Below are 18,462 nucleotides of genomic sequence, written 5' to 3'. Positions count from 1 at the left end.
GGGATTACCAATATAAAAATAATTTCAGTAGGTACAAAATAAAAAGCTTAGAAATACTATATATTACGTTGTACCACTATATATGAGCTATGTATACATACACATAGATAACAATCGTTCTTATCAACAGAATTTTTAAGCATTCCTGATAATAGTAGTATTATTTATCTCAGTAAACTTCTTAAATTGCTGGATAAACATATATATACGCCTTATGACAATAGACAGCTTAATCAACATCTTTGTGCAGTTAGGATGTGATAAATTTTACGCAAAAGAACTTTCTGAAAATGACAATAGTAAGCAACAGATATATTTAGGAGCCAATTTTCAAGAAGTCACCCACATTCCTAAAAGAGAAATTAGCAGCGATCACTCCGGCGATCGTAAGACCGTTTCATTCAAAGCTGATCTGACTTTATACTGGCTAAATGAGAATTTTAAACCTGAACTTGCACCAAAAGCAAAATTAATATGGTATCCTAATTACCCCGAAGTAAGACTGTCAGGATTTCTTTTTAAATGTTCAGCATCTCCTTCTGAGTATATGAGTGCAAAGAGGCGGCTTAAAGGCAGAGTCTTGTTCTTTGGAATCGATTCTGCCAAAGGAGTCGTTTTTTGTTATTTAGGGATTCCCGATTCACAACTTTCTTTAGAATTTCTAAATAAAAAATGGAAATCCACTCAAGGAGTATTGATCGATCTTAAATTAACTCCACAAACAAATTCTCTTATGGAGTTGATGAATAAGCTTTATGAAATTCATCATAAAGGCTTTATAGATGGCTGCAAAATGGAATTAGATTATTCGATAAATCCGTATAAAGCTCAAAATGCGGGGGGGCTCACCCTGGAAGCTATGCTTGGAATAAAGCCAAACAGCTATTCCGAACCTGATTACTTAGGCTGGGAGATTAAGAGTTTTGGCGTGAAAGATTTTGATATTTTGCGCAACAGACAATTGACCTTATTTACATCTGAACCTGATTTAGGCCTATATCCTGAAGATTTTGAGAAATTTATGTTCGCTTACGGAAAGGCAAAAACCCAAGCAAGAATAGATTTTACTGGAGGTCATCTTGCAAAATTGGTATGCTCAAGTACAGGGTTAAGAATGATAGTGAAAGGATTTAATTTTGAGAAGAACGAGATAAATCAGGCGGATGGGAGGGTAGTGCTTCTTGATAATAGAGATGAAATTGCTGCAGGATGGTCATTTTCAAAGTTGCTGGATCACTGGGAAAAAAAACATGCAAATGCTTGTTATGTACCCGTTATTAGAGACGGCAGCAGATATGCCTTTGGGAATAATATCATCTTAGGGCTTCGTACTTCTTTCCTTCATTTTATAACCGCTTTAAATTATGGTATTGTTAAGTATGATCCTGGGAATAATATTAAATTCAAAAATGGAGCAATTATTGAAAAGAAACAACGAAATCAGTTTAGGATGTCAAGTAGTTATATAGGAGGGTTGTATAATGAAATAAAGGAAATAGACATTATTAAAGAAATTTAGGAGGTAAAAAGAGATGTCTGATGTTCATGACAAGACTATAAGGTCCTATAACATGAGTAGGATTAGAAGTAAGGATACCAAACCAGAAATCTTGGTTAGGAAGTATCTTTTCTCAAGAGGTTTGCGTTACAGGTTAAATTCTTCTTCACTTCCCGGCAAACCAGATTTGGTATTTCATAAATATAAAACGGTCATTTTCGTAAATGGATGTTTCTGGCACGGGCATCAGGAATGTAAGTATTTTAAGCTTCCACAAACCCGTCAGGAGTGGTGGAAAAATAAAATTTACAAAACTATAGAAAGAGACAAAAAAAACTTGGCGAAGCTCAAAAATGACGGCTGGAAGGTACTCGTAGTTTGGGAATGCCAGCTAAAGAAGGACATCAGGTCGGAAACCCTGACATCCTTATATGATTCACTTACTGAAATTAAGCCGTAACACCTTCCGTACTTTCGACTTTACAAGTTGAAGCCCTCTCCGGTTCTGCATAGGTTATTTTCCTGTTTCTAAGCATATAATTCTTTACTCTTTCAGCAATATCCTCGACTACTGGAACCGCAACTGAATTTCCAAATTGTCGGTAAAGCTGTGTATCTGACACTCCTGTATTTGTAATTCTAAACTCTTCCGGATATCCCATAAGGCCCTTACATTCCTGAGGAGTAAGCCTTCTTGGATTCTTTCCTTTTCCTCGTGAAATCAGAATTTCTGCTCCGTCTTTGTGATATCTGGCACTTAAGGTTCTTGTAACTGAATTAGGGTCTGCAAGCCCAAAGCCAAATCCGTTTCCTTTTCTTCTGTGTTTTTCAGCATACTCTTTAAGATAGTTCCAAAGTTTGTCAGAAAGGATATATTTCTTATCCACCTTCTTTTGAAGAACATTGGATTCTTTAAGGGTGACAGTATCACTTTCCTTATGCTCCGGGAACTGAAATTCATCTGAAGTATCGATTTGTTCTTGGTCAAACCCAACAATGAATACTCTCTCACGATGCTGAGGGACGTAGTATTTGGCGTCAATAACTTTTATAAAAATCTTATAGTTCAGATCCTCCTCCAGAGCCTTTTGAATAACTTTCATTGTTTTCCCTTTGTCATGCGACTTGAGGTTCTTTACATTTTCAAGAATGATGGCTTTGGGCCTTCGCTCCTTAATTATCCTGGCAATATCAAAGAATAAAGTACCCTGTGTTTCATCCATAAACCCATGCTTCCTCCCAAGGCTGTTCTTTTTCGACACTCCAGCAAGACTGAATGGCTGACAAGGAAATCCTCCGGCCAGGATATCATGTGGAGGGATGTTGGATTCATCAATTTTAGTGATGTCTCCAAACGGAACCTCACCATAATTTTTATAATACGTGCGTTTCGAGAACCTGTCCCACTCAGAAGAGAAAACACATTGACCTCCGCTTTTCTGAAGGGAAATTCTAAAACCACCTATACCAGCGAACAGGTCTATAAAGGAGTATATATTATCTCCCTTCGGAATAACGGAATTTACTTTAAAATGTTCAATGTATATACTAATAAAATCTTCTATAACTTTAGGAGTTATTTCATTCTTAGGAAGCTCTTTGTTTAAATAAGTCCATATGACATCATAAGCCGTTTCCTTATAATATTTACCTGCCTCGTGATCTATGTTGTCTATGTAATGAGTGAAGACTGCACTACTTTCAGTTAATTGATCAGACAACAAGTTGCTTTCAAACTTGTCTGCCAAATTGTAAAGTTCTGTTTTCATATATCTTAAGTCTGAATCGGACTGGTCCGCAATTTATTAAATGGCTAAACATTTTAAGGAATATTCTGGAATTAGTTCTGAAGGTTTTACTAACAACCCATTAAGCAGGAATTCATTCTATTTCTGCTACTTTTTCCTTAGTGAGATAATCTTTATCTTGAGCTTTACCAAAATTCAGTATCCTTATAAAAATTATAAGCTATGAGGGATTTTTATCTTCTATTCCTGTTTATAAACTCCATCATCTCATAAGCTTTCCCCATAGCTGCATTTTCATCATAAGCATTGGCGCTATAAGTACTCTCGCTTACCCCAATTCTCAACAATTTATCTTTCAAATGACTAAAATGGACATGGTAAGGAGGGGTCATTCTGCCCATTCTATCTACGCTTACCTGAAATTCTTCTTGTGAATCCTGAAATATAAAATTCCCTTCATACATTTCCACAAGTTGCCAATTGGATGGTCTTTTCATAGTTTTTCTAAAGTTTTAGGATCAAAGAATTAAAAAGCCGCATTTTTGCGCCCTCTGTACTTGCTATCAATAGTTAAAGGAAATTATGTATTGTTAGAAATTTCCTCATACTGTTCTTTGGTTAAATATGCATAATCTGTCCATCTGCTATATGCCGCAAGTATTTCATGGATAGGTGTAGATTCTGGATCATAAATATATAATTCTGCTTCTAAATCATCAATAGCCTCAATTACACCTTGAATATCCTCATCCCAAAGAGCTTCTGTGCCTCTTCTTCCAAAAAGAAAATAATTAACCATATTTTTATCGTGTTTTAATTACTAATTTACTTATTATAATGACTTTTCCTTTTATAGAAATGAATATCTGCACCGTCTGCACTACGCGCACTAACTGCAGGTAGTGCATCCCAGTGCACCTAATTGAGTACTCACATTTTCAGTGGTTTTGTTGATAAAGGAGAAACCATCTCAAAAGGGTTAGGCACCCGAAAATACAGCATAACTCCTATATTGCTTAGAGCAAAAAGAGCCGCATCGCTGCGGCCCCTCATAAAATTATTTGTACTCCCAACGGAAATTACCTGCGACAGAAAATTCACCCCTACAACATTTCGCTATAGACGATTTATTTATTCCTGTTAACCTTGAGGCTTCCGCTACTGATTTGTAAGATTTCAGATATTTACCCTCTTTAGAGAATTGATAGACACTTTTTTTACGATTATCCTCCAAAGAGGTATAATTTACGTACAGCCTATAACTCCAATTATACCCTGCACAGCTTTTAATTTCACCTAAACAAGCTTTACTAATAGTCTTTCGATCTACACCGGCAGCATTCCCTGCTTCTGCAAGATTTTCATAGACTTTTAATAGCTCTCCTGTTTGGAGATCATACTGGTAAATCTTCTTCTTAATTCCCCCTCCACAATCAGCATTAAAACCATTTTCTTTACTATCGTAGTATAGGATGTAGGTTCGTTCCTTTTCAGCAGCATCGTTTGGAGACGTAGCTGAATCTATCTGCTCCCATTCAAAAGCATCTGGACCATGAGTAGCTATCGCTTCTTGAAATCTATAACCTTTACCAGATTTAGATTTTTGTATGTGATCTCTTCTTCTCTTATCCAGATCTTGTGTAGTACCTATGTAAACTTCTCCGGTTTCTTTGTGGGTCACTCTATATATTATCTTTTTCATTACCCAAAAACATTTTGCATTAAATGTCCTTTTCAGATTTAAATAGACTGGTATAAATGATCGTATTTATTTTAACCTGAATAGCTAACAAAATACCTGACTTTTTCACACTAAAAAGCTTCCAGGGGAGAGGATTCTGGTAGCCGAAATGGGCAAAGGTGTTGAACCATTCATTGAAAAATGGTAGTTATCCTCTTTTTATAATTAGTTGAGTATCTTCCAAAGAATAAAAGTACCACACCGGCACCCTGGGAAGATCTTATAATCTAAGTTTAAAGTTTTCAGTTAATGTCCTTAGATCTTCATTGATAAGTAAATATAGTAAAAGTCACGGAAATTATAAAGTATAAATAAAAGCTAAGGAACTTGGTGACATCTAAATTTTCTGAAGTTTAGTGAAACTGTTTATTTTAGTCTCCATGACTCCAATCCTTAAACCTTCCAATCATCGGGTATTCGGTAGCTTCTACCGTTAACCTCAAACTCTTCAGGCATAACTGCCCTATTCCATTTTGGTTTTTGTCGCTCTAACCCCTTGTTAACATGACATAGGCTTGACAACTGCTGGGATTGCTTGCCGGCAGGAAACAAAACCATGGTTTTTATATCCCTGTGCTTCTCTTTAATTATTTTTAAAGGAGGTGCAAAATCAGTGTCGCCAGAGATTAATACCATCCTGTTACAGGTCTTTTCATAAGCATCGACCACCATTTGAATAGCTAAGTTAACATCGGTTTCCTTTTCTTCATAATCCTCATAATATTGATTACAACCGGGATTAGCCTTGCAGAGAAGATCTTTCTTGGCATACCTACCATACATGGCCTTAAAATTTTCTGGATTTACTGCTTTATTGGCGTAAAGCAAGGAGTTCTGTTTCTTGACTTTTGATTGTCCTTTAGGGCGAGCGGTAAAATAGGTAACAGTTCCTAAGACCTCTCCTTGATCTAAAAAACCAGAACACAGTTTTACAAAATCTATCCAATAGAATTTCTTCCAGTCCGGTTTGTGCTGAACCATCCTTTTTAAACCGAAGTAAAAATTAAACCCGTCAATATAGAAGTTTACAATTCTGGGAGGGGGATTCTCTTCCATGACCTTAAATTCTGAGCAAAAAAAAAGCCCCTTTTAAGAGGCTGGCTAAAGGATCAGTTCCTTTAGGATGTACGTCTTACGACAATACAAATATAACACCATAGAATACACATATGCAAATTTTCCTAAATTATTTTTCTTGAGTGGTTTTTTTAGATTCACTGAAAGACATGAACTAAAGTAAAAAAGAGAGGCCATTACTACAGACCTCTCTTCATCCCTGAAACCTATTAGTCCTTCACTAAAATTCTGAAATGGTGATAATAATAGGGCTTGTTCATGATGATAAAAACAGTAATCATAGAGGATGAAATTTTCACCTTCGTAACTTTCTCTATATCACCCTTACTTAGATCACCAACATTATAACGAACAAGAACTTCAAAAGGACATTTGATTTCAAGTAACTTGTTCTTCCAGCTAACCACTAATATGCTACTTGGTGAAGAATACTTTAAGAGCTCCCCCCAACCTTTACTATTCATTCTCTGTCGCTTTGTAGATCTTTAATTATTAAGAAACCAATTTGGCCTCTCTTCATCTATCGAATTACCCAGTTCTTTTACGAATTCGTATGCGCACAATCCACGTTCCAGGAAATTATCTATATACGTTGCTTTATTAGCTTCAGTAAATAAATTGTACAGATTCCATAAAGGAAGGGTTCCATCTGCCTGTCTTTTAAAGTTTTGGCAGCCATAATAGTTCCTAATGACATTGTTCATCTGTGAGTCCGTTATTTTAAACTCAGAGAGTCCTCTATGAAGGTTCTTCGGCATGTTATGGTATAACCTTATCCTGCCAATAAGAAAAGTGAATTGATCTTCACTTAATGAATAGTGTTGCATCTGGTCCAGTACAGCAAGATGTTCGCTAATGCTATAAGTTCTAAGCAGTTCCTCAATATGTGTATCCAGCTCTTTAACTGAACCTACTCTGAGATCACTTTTTAATCCATCGGTGCTAACACAGAGGTTAGTACAAACTCTATTCGTAAATCCTATAAACACCTTAAACTTCTCTAAGGATTTTGTGCTATAAAGATTTTCCTGGTTATAAGCTCTTACACCTCCAATACTCAGGGTAAGCTTGTTTCCATTTATCGTTTTAGTGACTTCCGGTATATTTATAAGAAATGCACACCTCTCATAGTAAATCGTTTTCTCATGCTCTAATAGATCCTTAACAGGCTTTCCTATGGCAGAAGGAATCCTCCCTTTTACTACATGACTTACCCTTATTTTAGGATCTGACACTCTGAACTCTGGGAATAAATCTTTCACCATTTCTGTTGTTCTGTCTATAAACTGATAATGGCTGATAGTAGTTTCATTGTCTTTACTGAACACAGGGATTACACAATCCTCCCTAAGGTGAGATAAACTCACCTCTTGGGTATTAGCTTCAATAAAACCACTAAAGTCATTATTGTTTATTACCTCGTGGTCATCTATTACCTGATCTGACCATTTTCTCACTGTTATTTCCATGACTTAGCTTTTAAAATTATTTTATTTTATTAGGCGAAACGACTTGATCTCTTATCTGTTCTATTTCTGCCTTGCGACTAACTATGTGCGGGTAAATATTCTCTTTGACAGAATGATACTTACTGTAGATATGACGTAAACCTTCCAAAGTTTCGCAACTCCTGATGTCTTTCAGAGCTTCCTGCACTTCTTCATGCATATTGCACCATTTCATAAGTTTCTTACCGGTTGCCGCATTAATTATGAACTCTGGTTTATCCATAAATAATCCAGTTCTATCTTTAGAGGCCTTTGCCATATGCTGGTCATTAATCAGTTCTAAACCAATTGTCAGCTCATACTCAAATCCATCTCTCGTAATTTCTTTTGTGCCATGTTTTACCACTTTAGTTTTACCGTTTTGCGCCACCTCTAAGGAATAATCAATCTTTCTTCTGGTGGTTGTAATTACATGGCATTTGGAACAGAGAATACAATCTAAAAATGCTTGGTGACGCGGAGTTATCTTTGCCCAGTCCTGGAAACGTCCCCCGAGTTTCTCATGGATTTCAAGACACCCACCTGCGCCAATCCACTCATGGCTTATACTATCTACGATAATCACTCCCATAGAAGCATTTTCGCACGTTCTAATAGCTTCCATGTATCGTTCCGGGGTATACGGTCTCTCCAGAGAAAGCACGTTAAAGGGACCGAGATGTGCATATAAATTTGCGCTTGAATTCTCGGTATCTACCAAGGCAACTTTGGACCAATCTCCTGTCATTCCATAAGCCATTAATAAGGCTGAGTACGTTTTTCCAAATCCACTGGCCCCGGTTAGACCTATGCGGAGTTTTACCTGTTCTCTTTTTGCTGTTTTTAATTCCATAATGGTTGTTGTTATAGTTTATAATCTATTTGAGTAGAAGGCATAAAAAAAGGCTTCATTACTGAAGCCCTATTTCCCTCAATTTGGCTAACTATTTAATAGCCTCTGTAGTAGATAGAACATGTGCCTGCATTAAATCCAGGTTTTCATCTACGTACTCCCACCTGTGTTGCATTTCTATTTCTTCCCCTGTTTCCGTTATTACGAATTTATAGGGTTCACAAGCCACTTTTTTAATTTCACCATCAAAGGTGGTTCCTAAAACACTTTTACAGATTTCTTCATCAAAAGTGGTAGGAACTTTGGCTGTCCTAACGGTAAAATAAATTCTACCTGTTCTTTGGCTTTTTACGGGTTCCACTCCCCCCTGAACAACAAGAAGACTGAAGACTTCTCCATTCTCTTTTGTTACTGTTTTAAAATCTTTTACAATTACCATTTTTAAAGTTTATATGTTACACATTTTACATGAGGGGGATCTCCCCATCTGTCTAAGCCTGGGGGGTTAAGGTTTGGATTATGTCGTTTTTGTACAGGGAAAAAATTTCAAAAAAAAAGGTGCTGTAATAACAACACCTTTTCTGAATATCAAAAAATAGACTTAGTCCAGATACATTAGGCGCATGGGTTCTGTATCTTGAGTCGCAGAATCCTCTACATCTAAATCATAAATAATGGGATATCCCTCTTCATATTCCATATGTTTTACTCCATATTGTTTTTCCCCCTGTACATGCACCGCAGTTATATTGTGAGGATAGAAAGAAACATTATTGTCCAAAAAATAAGAATATATAATTGGCATTACAAATGAATGGTTCTTCCAGAAGACATAGAGAGGATTCGCTTTATCATCAGATTCAATTTCACCGTACACTGTTTTATTGGTACCCGTGTGGAAGGCGTCAAAACTGGACAGTTTTCCTTCTGAGTCATATTTCAATGATGATTCATCATATTCACCATCTTCATCGTAATTCTTTGTTTTTATTACCCTTCCTTTATTATCGTAGAAAATCTCTGTTTGAACCTGTCCTGTTTCTCCTGAAATTGTATGAAGTCTGTTGTCTTTGTAATCATAATTGTAGATTTCCAAACCATCCTCATATTCCGAATTAGTTAAGTCAAAACTAAAATCAGCAGGTTTATTAATATAGACATAGTGTGAGACTAAAACTCTATCCACTTTGTTATTAGAGTTGTATTCAATCTGAAATGCAACATAATAAGATGAGTGTTCTGAAGAACTATTACCTACTCCTTTTACAAGTAGCCCATTTTCATAATGGAATTTTACATCATCATCTCCATTAATTTCTGAAAGATACCTGTCTTCCACTGTTGGAGGATTACCTGATTCAGGTTCTTGACCCTGATCATCTTCTGTTTCCGAAGGACTACACCCTAAGAACAGGGCAATAAACATTAAATAAAAATAATTTTTGTTCATAATACGGGGATTAGCGATGGCGCTTAAGGCCATCTTAGTTATTGAGTTTGTTTTTCGGAGAAGTGGTGTAGGGAAGTTGTTCTCGTCACCAAAAATAGTAAATCATCATTAAAATAATTAACAAAATTATAAATCGTAATGTCTTTTTAAAGACTAAAAACAGCACAGCTTTGAACTATGCTGGGTTTATTATCATGATCGCGTTTTCAGTGGTTTTTTTTTAGGAGAAAACCATCTCAAAAGCTTTGGTATCCAAAATACAGCATAAACTCCTTAGTCTTCTCAAAATAACCTTGTCACTAACTCGATAACATTTAACCTCTACTATTGAAATGTATGAGAAATAAATTTTGAGCAACAGATCTTTAAATGAGATTAATTATATTTGTAGCTGAATGTAACCCGGTTCGCCGGATCAGCCTGATAGTATGTGGTTTTCACGGAGGAAACTCCGGCCCTTACACTAAATATTAGGTTCAGAAGTTGGGTTGTAGGCCGCGAGATTGTAATAATATCTAAAAATAGCAGCCATAGTTGTCCCCAATAGTTACGAAAATTGCTCATTTATAAATTGAGATCTTGTAAAACTGGATTAGTTCAACCCGTAAAAAACTACAGGATTTTGCTATAAACTGGAGACCTACAACAAACTTTAAAACCGAGTGCAGAGCTTCGGGTTATAAAAGGGAGATGGTCGAGGTGGACTGACCCTCAAGGAAGTAATGAGTTAAAGTGGACCAGGAGTGATCCTGTGTTTGTCTCAAAAGAATTTTGAGGGAGTAAGGGAAGTTGTATCCTGTAAGGAACGAAACAGGCAAGAAATTATATTTATATGTTTAATAGCTTCCTTTTTTATTATACCTAACTGTATCAAACTGTTATTCTGTCAATAGGAATAAAATAGTAATTAGACCAAAGGATTATTGAAATCATCTTAAGTCTATATGCTCAGTAATCAGAGTTTACGATTATGTCCTGTACATTTCCTGAAAATGAATATCAGCAGCTCAATATTTGACTTGTTTCCTTATTTTTTCTTATTAAGAGAATAGAATTAACATAAGGCAGAACATACGTCTAAACTACTGACGTACTTGTTTGGAATGGAATTCACCTTCCCATTACTTGTATTTATGAATTAGATTTCATTGCCTTTAAAAGGAACATATTTATTTAACTTTTCGTTGTACTTAAAAAAGGAATGCCCGACCACCTTATTATTTTTATTGTCGTACTCCACCTCAACGTAAAATTTATCAAGAGCATACAAAGCGAATCTCTAATCTCCGTTAAGAAAATAATCTATAAAGGTTCCAGAATTAAAGGTGACATCAAATTGTTCTTTCTTCGTCAAACGACTAAATTCATAAAGAGTTATTTTCTTCATGGTATTCTCTCCACATGAAACCTCAACTGATATTCTTCTCCTGTTTTCGGATGTAGAGCATAGTAATCGATAATCTCCACCTTCTCCTGTTCCGGTAATACTATAGTAACCTTTTGATCATTTCGGTTTGTACAGAAAATCTGCACAACGCCCTCATTGTAGTTTACTTCCTGCACTGTAAGAACTTGAATCTCTTTACCGCCTTTTACCTCTGTTGCGATGGTTACAGCATTAGGATCAAAAGTTATCTGCCTATTAACTTTGTTAATTTGGCTCCTGAAGATTGTGGGAAATGATTCTGTGTAATAAGACGAGTAGACAGCTTGGGAATAGAGAGGACCCATCCAGAACAGCAACAACATTTTCAGAAGAAACCTCATCACCTAAGTTTAATTAGCTACTTAAGATAGTGAAACATTCTAATAGATCTATAGCCAGAAATGTAAAAACCCTCCTTATGGGAGGGTTGGCTAAAAATAAGCTTTCTCTTCTTCTACTCTAAATAATCAAACACGACGGCATCAATGTCGTCCAGAGTTTCCCTATAATAAATTGGATGACCAGATTCATCATATTCCAGTTGTGCCTTAAAGTCTAATTCATTCCCATCATAGATTTCCGTAACATTGTGAGGATAACCAATAACATTATATGTGGTGATTCCACTAACATCTGTTGGTATTATTAGCCTGAAATTTTTCCAATGGTAAAATAACGGATTGATTTTATCATCAGTTGTAATTTTTCCTCCTTCAGTATAACTCGTGCCAGAATCTTGACCAGTGAAAGTATAACTTTCTAAAATTCCTTCTGCGTTATAGTAGTAGTTATAAATCCAATAGCTTGAACTACTTTCAGCTTCAAAGATTTCTGTGATTAGACCATTTGAATTGTAGGTGAATTCTATTATCAAATTCCCGTTATCATCTGTTATTTTATCTAAACGATCTCCTTCGTACTGGTAATTGTAAACTTGCGAAATGTAATAGTCACCAGAGGTAAGATCGAAACTGAAATCTATTGGTTTCTCAAAATAACCTTCAGATTCAATTACTTTTTCTACTAATCCATTTTCACCATAGAAAACCTGAAAAGCATCATCATAAGCATCATATCCGGAGGGACTATCGCCCACTCCCTTCATGATTTTGCCCTCTTCATAGAGAAATTTAACATTATCTCCACCTGTCAATTCTACAAGTTGATACAAATCTTGCTCAGGTTGTGGCGTTGGTTTTTGAGAATCCCCACCACTTTCTGGACTACAACTAAAAAGTAATAAGCCCAGACTTACAGTTAGGTAAGTTTTTTTCATTTCAGTAAAATTTAGTTTTGTTAAATGGATCAATGAACGGCTAAAAAAACCGTGGATGGTGAACCTTAGGGAAGTATCAACTATGCTAAAATAAGAAATAGATATATTATTGAAGACTTTTCTTACAAGTAAAGTGATTAAAAATAAAGAAGTGTTTAAAAATGATTCCTGTTGTATTATTCCTCTACCTGATATTCTTTAATATTTTAAACCAATGAATTTAACTTTCCCATAATCGTACAAGGTGGGATCAACTGCAAGTAATTCACCTGTTTTTATATTTTCAATTATCACCACATCATGATTCTTAAAAAAGGCTGAGCTGAAATATTTATGAACATTAATATTTAGGAAATAAATTTCTGCTGTTTTAGGTTTTGCGATCCATTCTCCTGATAAACTGTTCATAAAGATCAAGTAATTACATACTGCTGAGAAAAATGTGGCATACCCTACGCAATTTGAATAATTTGATTTTATAAGTTTGTTAGGGTCGACTTCGCTTGTTCCCATAGTGAACTTGAGGTGGTGTGCCGTAATTTTAAGTGCATCTTCAATAATGACATCTATATTCCCTTTTCCAGAACATTTAGAAATAATACTGGTTGCCAAAGTCTCATTTGTTATAGTAAAGCTGGATTTTTCTCTCTTTAACTCGTACTTGAACAATACCCTGTAGATGGAACTATAGAATACGATAATCAATACTAATCCACAAAGTGTACAATATCTCTTCATCTTGTTGAAAATAATAGCCGGCAGGAGGTTCTACCGGCCAAGAGTTATTCTGTCAATTTTATTTGAAGTTCCTTCGGAACATTGTGAAATCCCAACGACGGATTATAGGCCTTTAACCTTCTAAAATTTATCTATTCATTATTTACTTTAGTGAGAATAATAGAACAAGTAAATTAACTTTATAATGGAGAATCCCTTTGAATTGATTTTAAAAAAATTAGAGAGTATAGAAAAGCAAATAGCTGACCTTCAGGACCAACAGAGAAAAAAAGCTGAAGATAAACTAATGGACATCGATGAACTTACTAAGTATATTCATTATAAAAAATCCTCAATCTACGGCCTTGTTCAAGATAAGAAGATACCATATTTTAAAGCTGCAGGAAGATTACATTTTAGAAAAAATGATATTGACAAATGGTTAAATGAAAGTAGACGTCCTACCACAAAGGAATTAGAACAAAGAGCTAATAAATATTTTCTACCTCGTTAAAATCTTCGGTTCTGGTGTAAGTATTCAGCCGCCTTTGATCTTGCTGAAGCTGGCGAAACTGTTACCGCTGGATTTTCACCTTTCCTTAACCAGTCTAACAGAGCAGTTCGGGAAAAGAGCAACTTTTTTCCCTGTTTGAAATAAGGTATCTCATTTCGATGGGTTTTTCCGTAAATTGTTGCTGTACTTAGATCGAGCAGCTTTGCAGCCTGTTTGGCGTTCAGGATATCCTCTTGGTTGTTTTCTTCAGCCTCTTTTTTTATGAGCTGGTAAAGTTCTGCAGCGAGCATTTTAAGATCCTCACTGGTTATCAAATTTAAATCTGTCATAACATCGTATTTTTTAATTAAAAACTTTTTGAAGATGTAAGAGTAAAAAGAAATCTCAAGGTAAACTGCATAAGTAGGTAACCTTTGGACAATTCATGTGCTTTTTTGCCGGTTTTATTACTTACAATACATCATTTCACTTTCCCAATTACATGTGGGATGACGGTTGAATGTACAAAAAGGCACATTAAATTGACAGGGTATTTAGCTATGCATTTTTCCTAAGATTTTCAGTAATAAATTCTCCCGTTAGTTCGCTCTTCCTGCTGTTATTCTGCAGCTATAACTTAAAATTTTTATGAGAGCCACAGCAGCACTATTCGTTGTCATTTCTGCAAAAACTAAAATCTCGGATGATCTTAATCGTGGAGAGACCAAAAATACTCAGCTTTTACTTTTTCCTCTCTAATTGATTTCCCAATAATTTATTAATATTCTTTAGTATATTAGATGAGCTTCACTGAAAAACTTTTCTTCCCTACACAGTTTTGCAGGTCGAACAATTTAATTACTTGATGTTTAATCTTAGAAAAAGGTTGAGCAGTTCTAAACAGGTTTTAAAAAAAATCTTTTATGGCAAATTCCTATGTAGTAAGGGTGCAACCAGTGTCATCTACTTCAGTTGAATCCGTTAGACAAACTCTTCAATATTTTCTTGGCCGAGATAATAATATTAAAATTACAAACCTAATTAAAGATGGCGGAACGGTTTTAAAGAATTTGAAGGAGGAAGCGGCTCGTGAGTGTGCCACGAAGCGAGTATGGCGGCAAAAGAGTAAGACATGAAACATATATCTATACGTTTACCATGGCATGACAGAGGTTGGGACGGAAACGTTTGCAACCATCCGGCGAAGAATTCCTATTGTAAAGGTTTTCATTCTGTAAATGCAGAACGAATTAGAAAGCAAAAGGACGTTCTACTTGAGGAAAAATTAAAGGGTCAACCAATTCGCTCTGATTGGAATTACCGTCCCCCTTGTACGGAAACCATTAATGTTTTTGGGAATGAAGCTGTTAAACATACTCATATTCCTAAATCTTTTATTAAGAATACCTCTCCCAAAACGATCGACATGCTGCCGAACAGCTGTGGCACTTGGCCTTTTGAAGATATGTGGGACGAATCGGGTGAGCGTAGAGAAGCGGAAGAACGGAAGGATAAAGTGGAGAGTTTTTTTGAGGAACTGAAAGAGGCGGGAAAGGCTGGATTAATTTTTTACTACTGTAATTACGATAATCCTGTTTCTGGGGATGACAAGAAGTACCTTCTGGCCGGTATTGCCCGTATAAAAAAGGTCCATCCTTTTATATATTGGGATGACATTCCTGATGACCAAAAGGAATTGTACGGAGGATACATTTGGAGCCGTCATATTGAAAACGAGCCAACTGAGCGTATGCGCCTGCCCTACCAGGAATATCTTGCAATGGAGAAAGATGTGCAACCTATCGCTGTGTTTGCTGAAGGTGATCTTTCGAAAAGTTTTAAGTATGTGGCGCATCATGTTACTGATGACAATGCTATTAGTCTAATAGATAAAACAATTGCTTCTGTTAAGATAATTATTAGACAGGCCTATTTGGCGAAAGATCAAATACAGCAATGGGAAGAGCATTTACAATGGCTTCAAAACATTCGTAAGGAATGCTGGATTAGCAGAGGTTTATATCCAGGTCTTGCTTCTGTATTGCGATTTCTTGGCATGGAACGGCCTGAGGAATTCATACGCATTCACTTAAAAGATTTACCTGTTAATACAATCAAAGATTATTTTTTCGATCGGTTCGAAGGGAATAAAAATATGAGTGACGATGTAAGACCGATACTGCAACCGGTAAATGGACGGTACAACGCAATGCTACTATCTGGCAATGAAAATGAGGAAATAAAGGCAAAATTGTGCCGAGATAAGCTACCTTATTTTGATCTGGCCGAAGATCAGGTTAAGAATATTCTTAGTGATAAGAGAGGCATGCACTCTATCTTTTCATCACTTCAAACCATTTATAACAACCCGTATATAATAGCTGAAGAATATACAGGTACTGATGTAACCGATTTTGTCAATTTCGAAAAGATTGATCATGGTATGGTGCCTTCTGAAGATCTTGGGGATGTGGAGCGAATTTCGCTGGATGATCCAAGAAGATTGAGGTGTCTAATGCATTCCATGCTCAAGGAATCAGCAACAGAAGGCCATTCCTTTTTGGAATGGACACCATTAGCTGAAATGGTGAACGAGTGGCATGAACAGCACGATAAGACAGGTTTGTTTAATTTTGACCTTACTACCTGGAATCAGAACAAAGATGTCTTTGCCCCTAAAGTAGTAGAAGATCGCGCAGATGGGATTCATGCTATTTACCTCAAAAGCCTGAACGATGCCGAAAGAAAAATAAGAAACGATTTCTTAAGCCTTATACGTGATGAAGGCATAGCTACTGTCGGAACGGATTGGAACAGAATTATTCAGGAAAATAATACAACTCCAAATTCCGAACAGGCAAGAGCACTTGAAAAGCTTTACACCAGTCGGCTTTCCGTTTTAACAGGTACAGCCGGAACGGGTAAAACTACTGTGATGCGGTCTTTAGTCCAAGGGATAAAGCAACATGAACCGAGACATGATTTTTTATTGCTTGCACCGACAGGCAAGGCTGCGTTAATCCTACGGGACCGTATAAACGATCCGAATGTTCAAGTAATGACCATCCACGGTTTTCTAATGCGTCAAGGTTGGATCAATAAGAACAACTTTACACTAAAGGTGAGTGGTGGTGATAAAAGTCAGGCCAGCACAGTGGTTGTTGACGAGTGTTCAATGATAGAAACCATGTTGTTCTCTACCATGCTACGGGCATTAGATATGAACAATATCGAGCGTTTAATAATGGTAGGCGATTATAACCAATTGCCGCCCATAGGACCTGGGAAGATTTACTTCGACCTGATAAAATATTTAAAAAAAGAAGAAATTCGTACCGAAAAGCACTTGGCCGAATTGCATTACAACTGGCGTCAGGCGCAGGGAAGCAAAGCTTCACTTCTGGCGAGTCATTATGCCAAGGTGGCTGAGATACCCGAAGAGGACATATTTACAGAAATTGAAGGAGGTAGGTATGACTTAGGAAATAGATCCAATACTTCTGATCTTGTTATCCAATATTGGAAAGATGAGGAGGAACTGTACAGAAGAATTCCAGAGATACTGGATTATGCTATATCTCGTCTCGGATCTCAAGAAAATGACGGAGACTTAGGTGCTCGTTACAATAAGGTACATGGGATTCCTTTTGAAAAAAATCGAAAAATAGAAGCTATTAATCTAATCGCTCCGTACCGGCACACCCCTACCGGAGTTGATAGTATAAATCTTGAAATTCAGAAAACTCTCAGGGGTAAAGAAGCTGTGGATAAATGGAGTAAGTACGGATTTGTATTTAACGACAAGATTTTACAGGTGAGGAATTTTAATTATTATGCTTGGGATCATAAGCAAAATAAAAAAGTACAAACGATCGAAACTTATATACCAAATGGAACCTTGGGCTATTTCCTACCTAACAAAAAGAGGAAAATTCAAATTAAGTTTCCTAAGAATTATGATCAGTATTCTTTTTACCCTACCAAGCGACAAGTAAACGAAATGCTTGAATTGGGATATGCCACATCTGTGCACAAGGCTCAAGGCAGCCAGTTCGACATTACAATTTTGGTCATACCATCTGAAGATTCTGATTTTCTCAATCGCGAGATGCTCTATACAGCCCTAACTCGATCCACTGCCATTCAAATCATTCTAATTCAAAATGATATAAGTTTACTGAAGAGTCGCTTGTGGTTAGGGAAGTCCGATATTATAAAGAGAAATTCATCTCTATTCAGCACATCCAAAGGAATTCCATCCAAAGATTTTGAAAAGTATAAGCCGGAAAATCTCATCATTGAAGTGTTGCCTGACCTCCTTGTTCGCTCCGAAGGTGAAAGAATTATCTCAGAGGCATTGGTACAAGCTGAAATTGGGTTCTTCTATGAGAAGCCGTTAATATCGAAGGACAACAAGTCATTTAAGCTGCCGGACTTTACATTTAAACATAGACGTAAAGAGTTTTTCTGGGAGCACAATGGCATGCTCAAAAATTTTGATTACGCTGAACGGGCCGAAAAGAAGAGAAGATGGTATCACGAAAATGGCTTCCAGGACAGCCTGATTGAAACACCTATTGAGGGAATGAATTTGAAACAATCTATAGAGTATGTATTTGACAACATATTAAATATCCAATCTGATGAAAAATGATATTGATGATGAGATGCCGATGCCGACATGGAAATTTAAAAG

At 36.3% G+C, this 18,462-nt stretch carries 17 protein-coding genes; 4 read left to right on the top strand and 13 right to left on the bottom strand.

The features are described 5' to 3' along the window. Positions 1-214: 214 nt before the first annotated feature. Together LA313_RS14020 and LA313_RS14015 are read left to right on the top strand one after the other, a co-directional pair. Positions 215-1,519, top strand: coding sequence for an MvaI/BcnI family restriction endonuclease (locus tag LA313_RS14020; protein ID WP_228916072.1), 1,305 nt, complete (start codon positions 215-217; stop codon positions 1,517-1,519). A gap of 13 nt (positions 1,520-1,532) precedes the next feature. After that, positions 1,533-1,958: a very short patch repair endonuclease gene (locus tag LA313_RS14015; protein WP_255702530.1), complete on the top strand. Its 426-nt coding sequence runs from the start codon at positions 1,533-1,535 to the stop codon at positions 1,956-1,958. On the opposite strand, the gene dcm is transcribed toward LA313_RS14015, so the two are convergent. The 12 genes from dcm to LA313_RS13955 all read right to left on the bottom strand — a co-directional run bounded on the left by dcm (position 1,948) and on the right by LA313_RS13955 (position 13,168). Next, positions 1,948-3,267 (bottom strand): DNA (cytosine-5-)-methyltransferase, encoded by a 1,320-nt coding sequence (dcm, locus tag LA313_RS14010; protein WP_228916068.1) that lies wholly within the window; start codon positions 3,265-3,267, stop codon positions 1,948-1,950. The two genes, LA313_RS14015 and dcm, sit on opposite strands and share 11 nt — an antisense overlap. Before the next feature lie 212 nt (positions 3,268-3,479). Then, complete coding sequence (locus LA313_RS14005) at positions 3,480-3,743, bottom strand: hypothetical protein (RefSeq protein WP_228916066.1); 264 nt, start codon at positions 3,741-3,743, stop codon at positions 3,480-3,482. Positions 3,744-3,826: 83 nt separating this feature from the next. Continuing rightward, entirely contained in the window at positions 3,827-4,045 is a 219-nt protein-coding gene (locus LA313_RS14000) for a hypothetical protein (RefSeq protein ID WP_228916064.1), read from the bottom strand. A 258-nt stretch (positions 4,046-4,303) separates the two neighbouring features. Continuing rightward, a complete protein-coding gene (locus LA313_RS13995) occupies positions 4,304-4,948 on the bottom strand; it encodes an NUMOD1 domain-containing DNA-binding protein (RefSeq protein WP_228916056.1) in 645 nt (214 codons plus the stop codon). A 432-nt stretch (positions 4,949-5,380) separates the two neighbouring features. Then, positions 5,381-6,043: an NYN domain-containing protein gene (locus tag LA313_RS13990; RefSeq protein ID WP_255702529.1), complete on the bottom strand. Its 663-nt coding sequence runs from the start codon at positions 6,041-6,043 to the stop codon at positions 5,381-5,383. A 506-nt stretch (positions 6,044-6,549) separates the two neighbouring features. After that, positions 6,550-7,533, bottom strand: coding sequence for a DUF3871 family protein (locus tag LA313_RS13985; RefSeq protein ID WP_228916052.1), 984 nt, complete (start codon positions 7,531-7,533; stop codon positions 6,550-6,552). Positions 7,534-7,549: 16 nt separating this feature from the next. Further along, positions 7,550-8,404 carry an AAA family ATPase gene (locus tag LA313_RS13980; RefSeq protein WP_228916050.1) on the bottom strand — a complete coding sequence of 285 codons (855 nt, stop codon included), beginning with the start codon at positions 8,402-8,404 and terminating at the stop codon, positions 7,550-7,552. A 91-nt stretch (positions 8,405-8,495) separates the two neighbouring features. Next, complete coding sequence (locus LA313_RS13975) at positions 8,496-8,843, bottom strand: hypothetical protein (RefSeq protein ID WP_228916048.1); 348 nt, start codon at positions 8,841-8,843, stop codon at positions 8,496-8,498. 162 nt (positions 8,844-9,005) lie between these two features. Beyond that, on the bottom strand, positions 9,006-9,854 hold the full coding sequence (locus LA313_RS13970) for a hypothetical protein (protein WP_228916046.1): 849 nt from the start codon (positions 9,852-9,854) through the stop codon (positions 9,006-9,008). A gap of 1,383 nt (positions 9,855-11,237) precedes the next feature. Next, positions 11,238-11,621, bottom strand: a complete 384-nt coding sequence (locus LA313_RS13965) for a hypothetical protein (RefSeq protein ID WP_228916044.1) — start codon at positions 11,619-11,621, stop codon at positions 11,238-11,240. Positions 11,622-11,734: 113 nt separating this feature from the next. Next, positions 11,735-12,556: a hypothetical protein gene (locus LA313_RS13960; protein WP_228916042.1), complete on the bottom strand. Its 822-nt coding sequence runs from the start codon at positions 12,554-12,556 to the stop codon at positions 11,735-11,737. Positions 12,557-12,754: 198 nt separating this feature from the next. Next, positions 12,755-13,168 (bottom strand): hypothetical protein, encoded by a 414-nt coding sequence (locus LA313_RS13955; protein ID WP_228916040.1) that lies wholly within the window; start codon positions 13,166-13,168, stop codon positions 12,755-12,757. A gap of 310 nt (positions 13,169-13,478) precedes the next feature. Here LA313_RS13955 and LA313_RS13950 point away from each other — a divergent pair, with 310 nt between their 5' ends. Continuing rightward, positions 13,479-13,787, top strand: a complete 309-nt coding sequence (locus LA313_RS13950; RefSeq protein WP_228916039.1) for a helix-turn-helix domain-containing protein — start codon at positions 13,479-13,481, stop codon at positions 13,785-13,787. Here LA313_RS13950 and LA313_RS13945 read toward each other — a convergent pair. After that, positions 13,784-14,116 (bottom strand): helix-turn-helix domain-containing protein, encoded by a 333-nt coding sequence (locus tag LA313_RS13945; RefSeq protein WP_228916037.1) that lies wholly within the window; start codon positions 14,114-14,116, stop codon positions 13,784-13,786. The genes LA313_RS13950 and LA313_RS13945 overlap by 4 nt on opposite strands. A 782-nt stretch (positions 14,117-14,898) precedes the next feature. Here LA313_RS13945 and LA313_RS13940 point away from each other — a divergent pair. Continuing rightward, positions 14,899-18,420, top strand: a complete 3,522-nt coding sequence (locus LA313_RS13940) for an AAA family ATPase (protein WP_228916035.1) — start codon at positions 14,899-14,901, stop codon at positions 18,418-18,420. Positions 18,421-18,462 lie beyond the last annotated feature (42 nt).

This window comes from Salinimicrobium sediminilitoris, from assembly GCF_020866905.1.
GTDB classification, from domain to species: Bacteria; Bacteroidota; Bacteroidia; order Flavobacteriales; family Flavobacteriaceae; genus Salinimicrobium; species Salinimicrobium sediminilitoris.
Note: the sequence above shows the minus strand (reverse complement) of the source record. Positions and strands in the feature narration are given on the sequence as shown.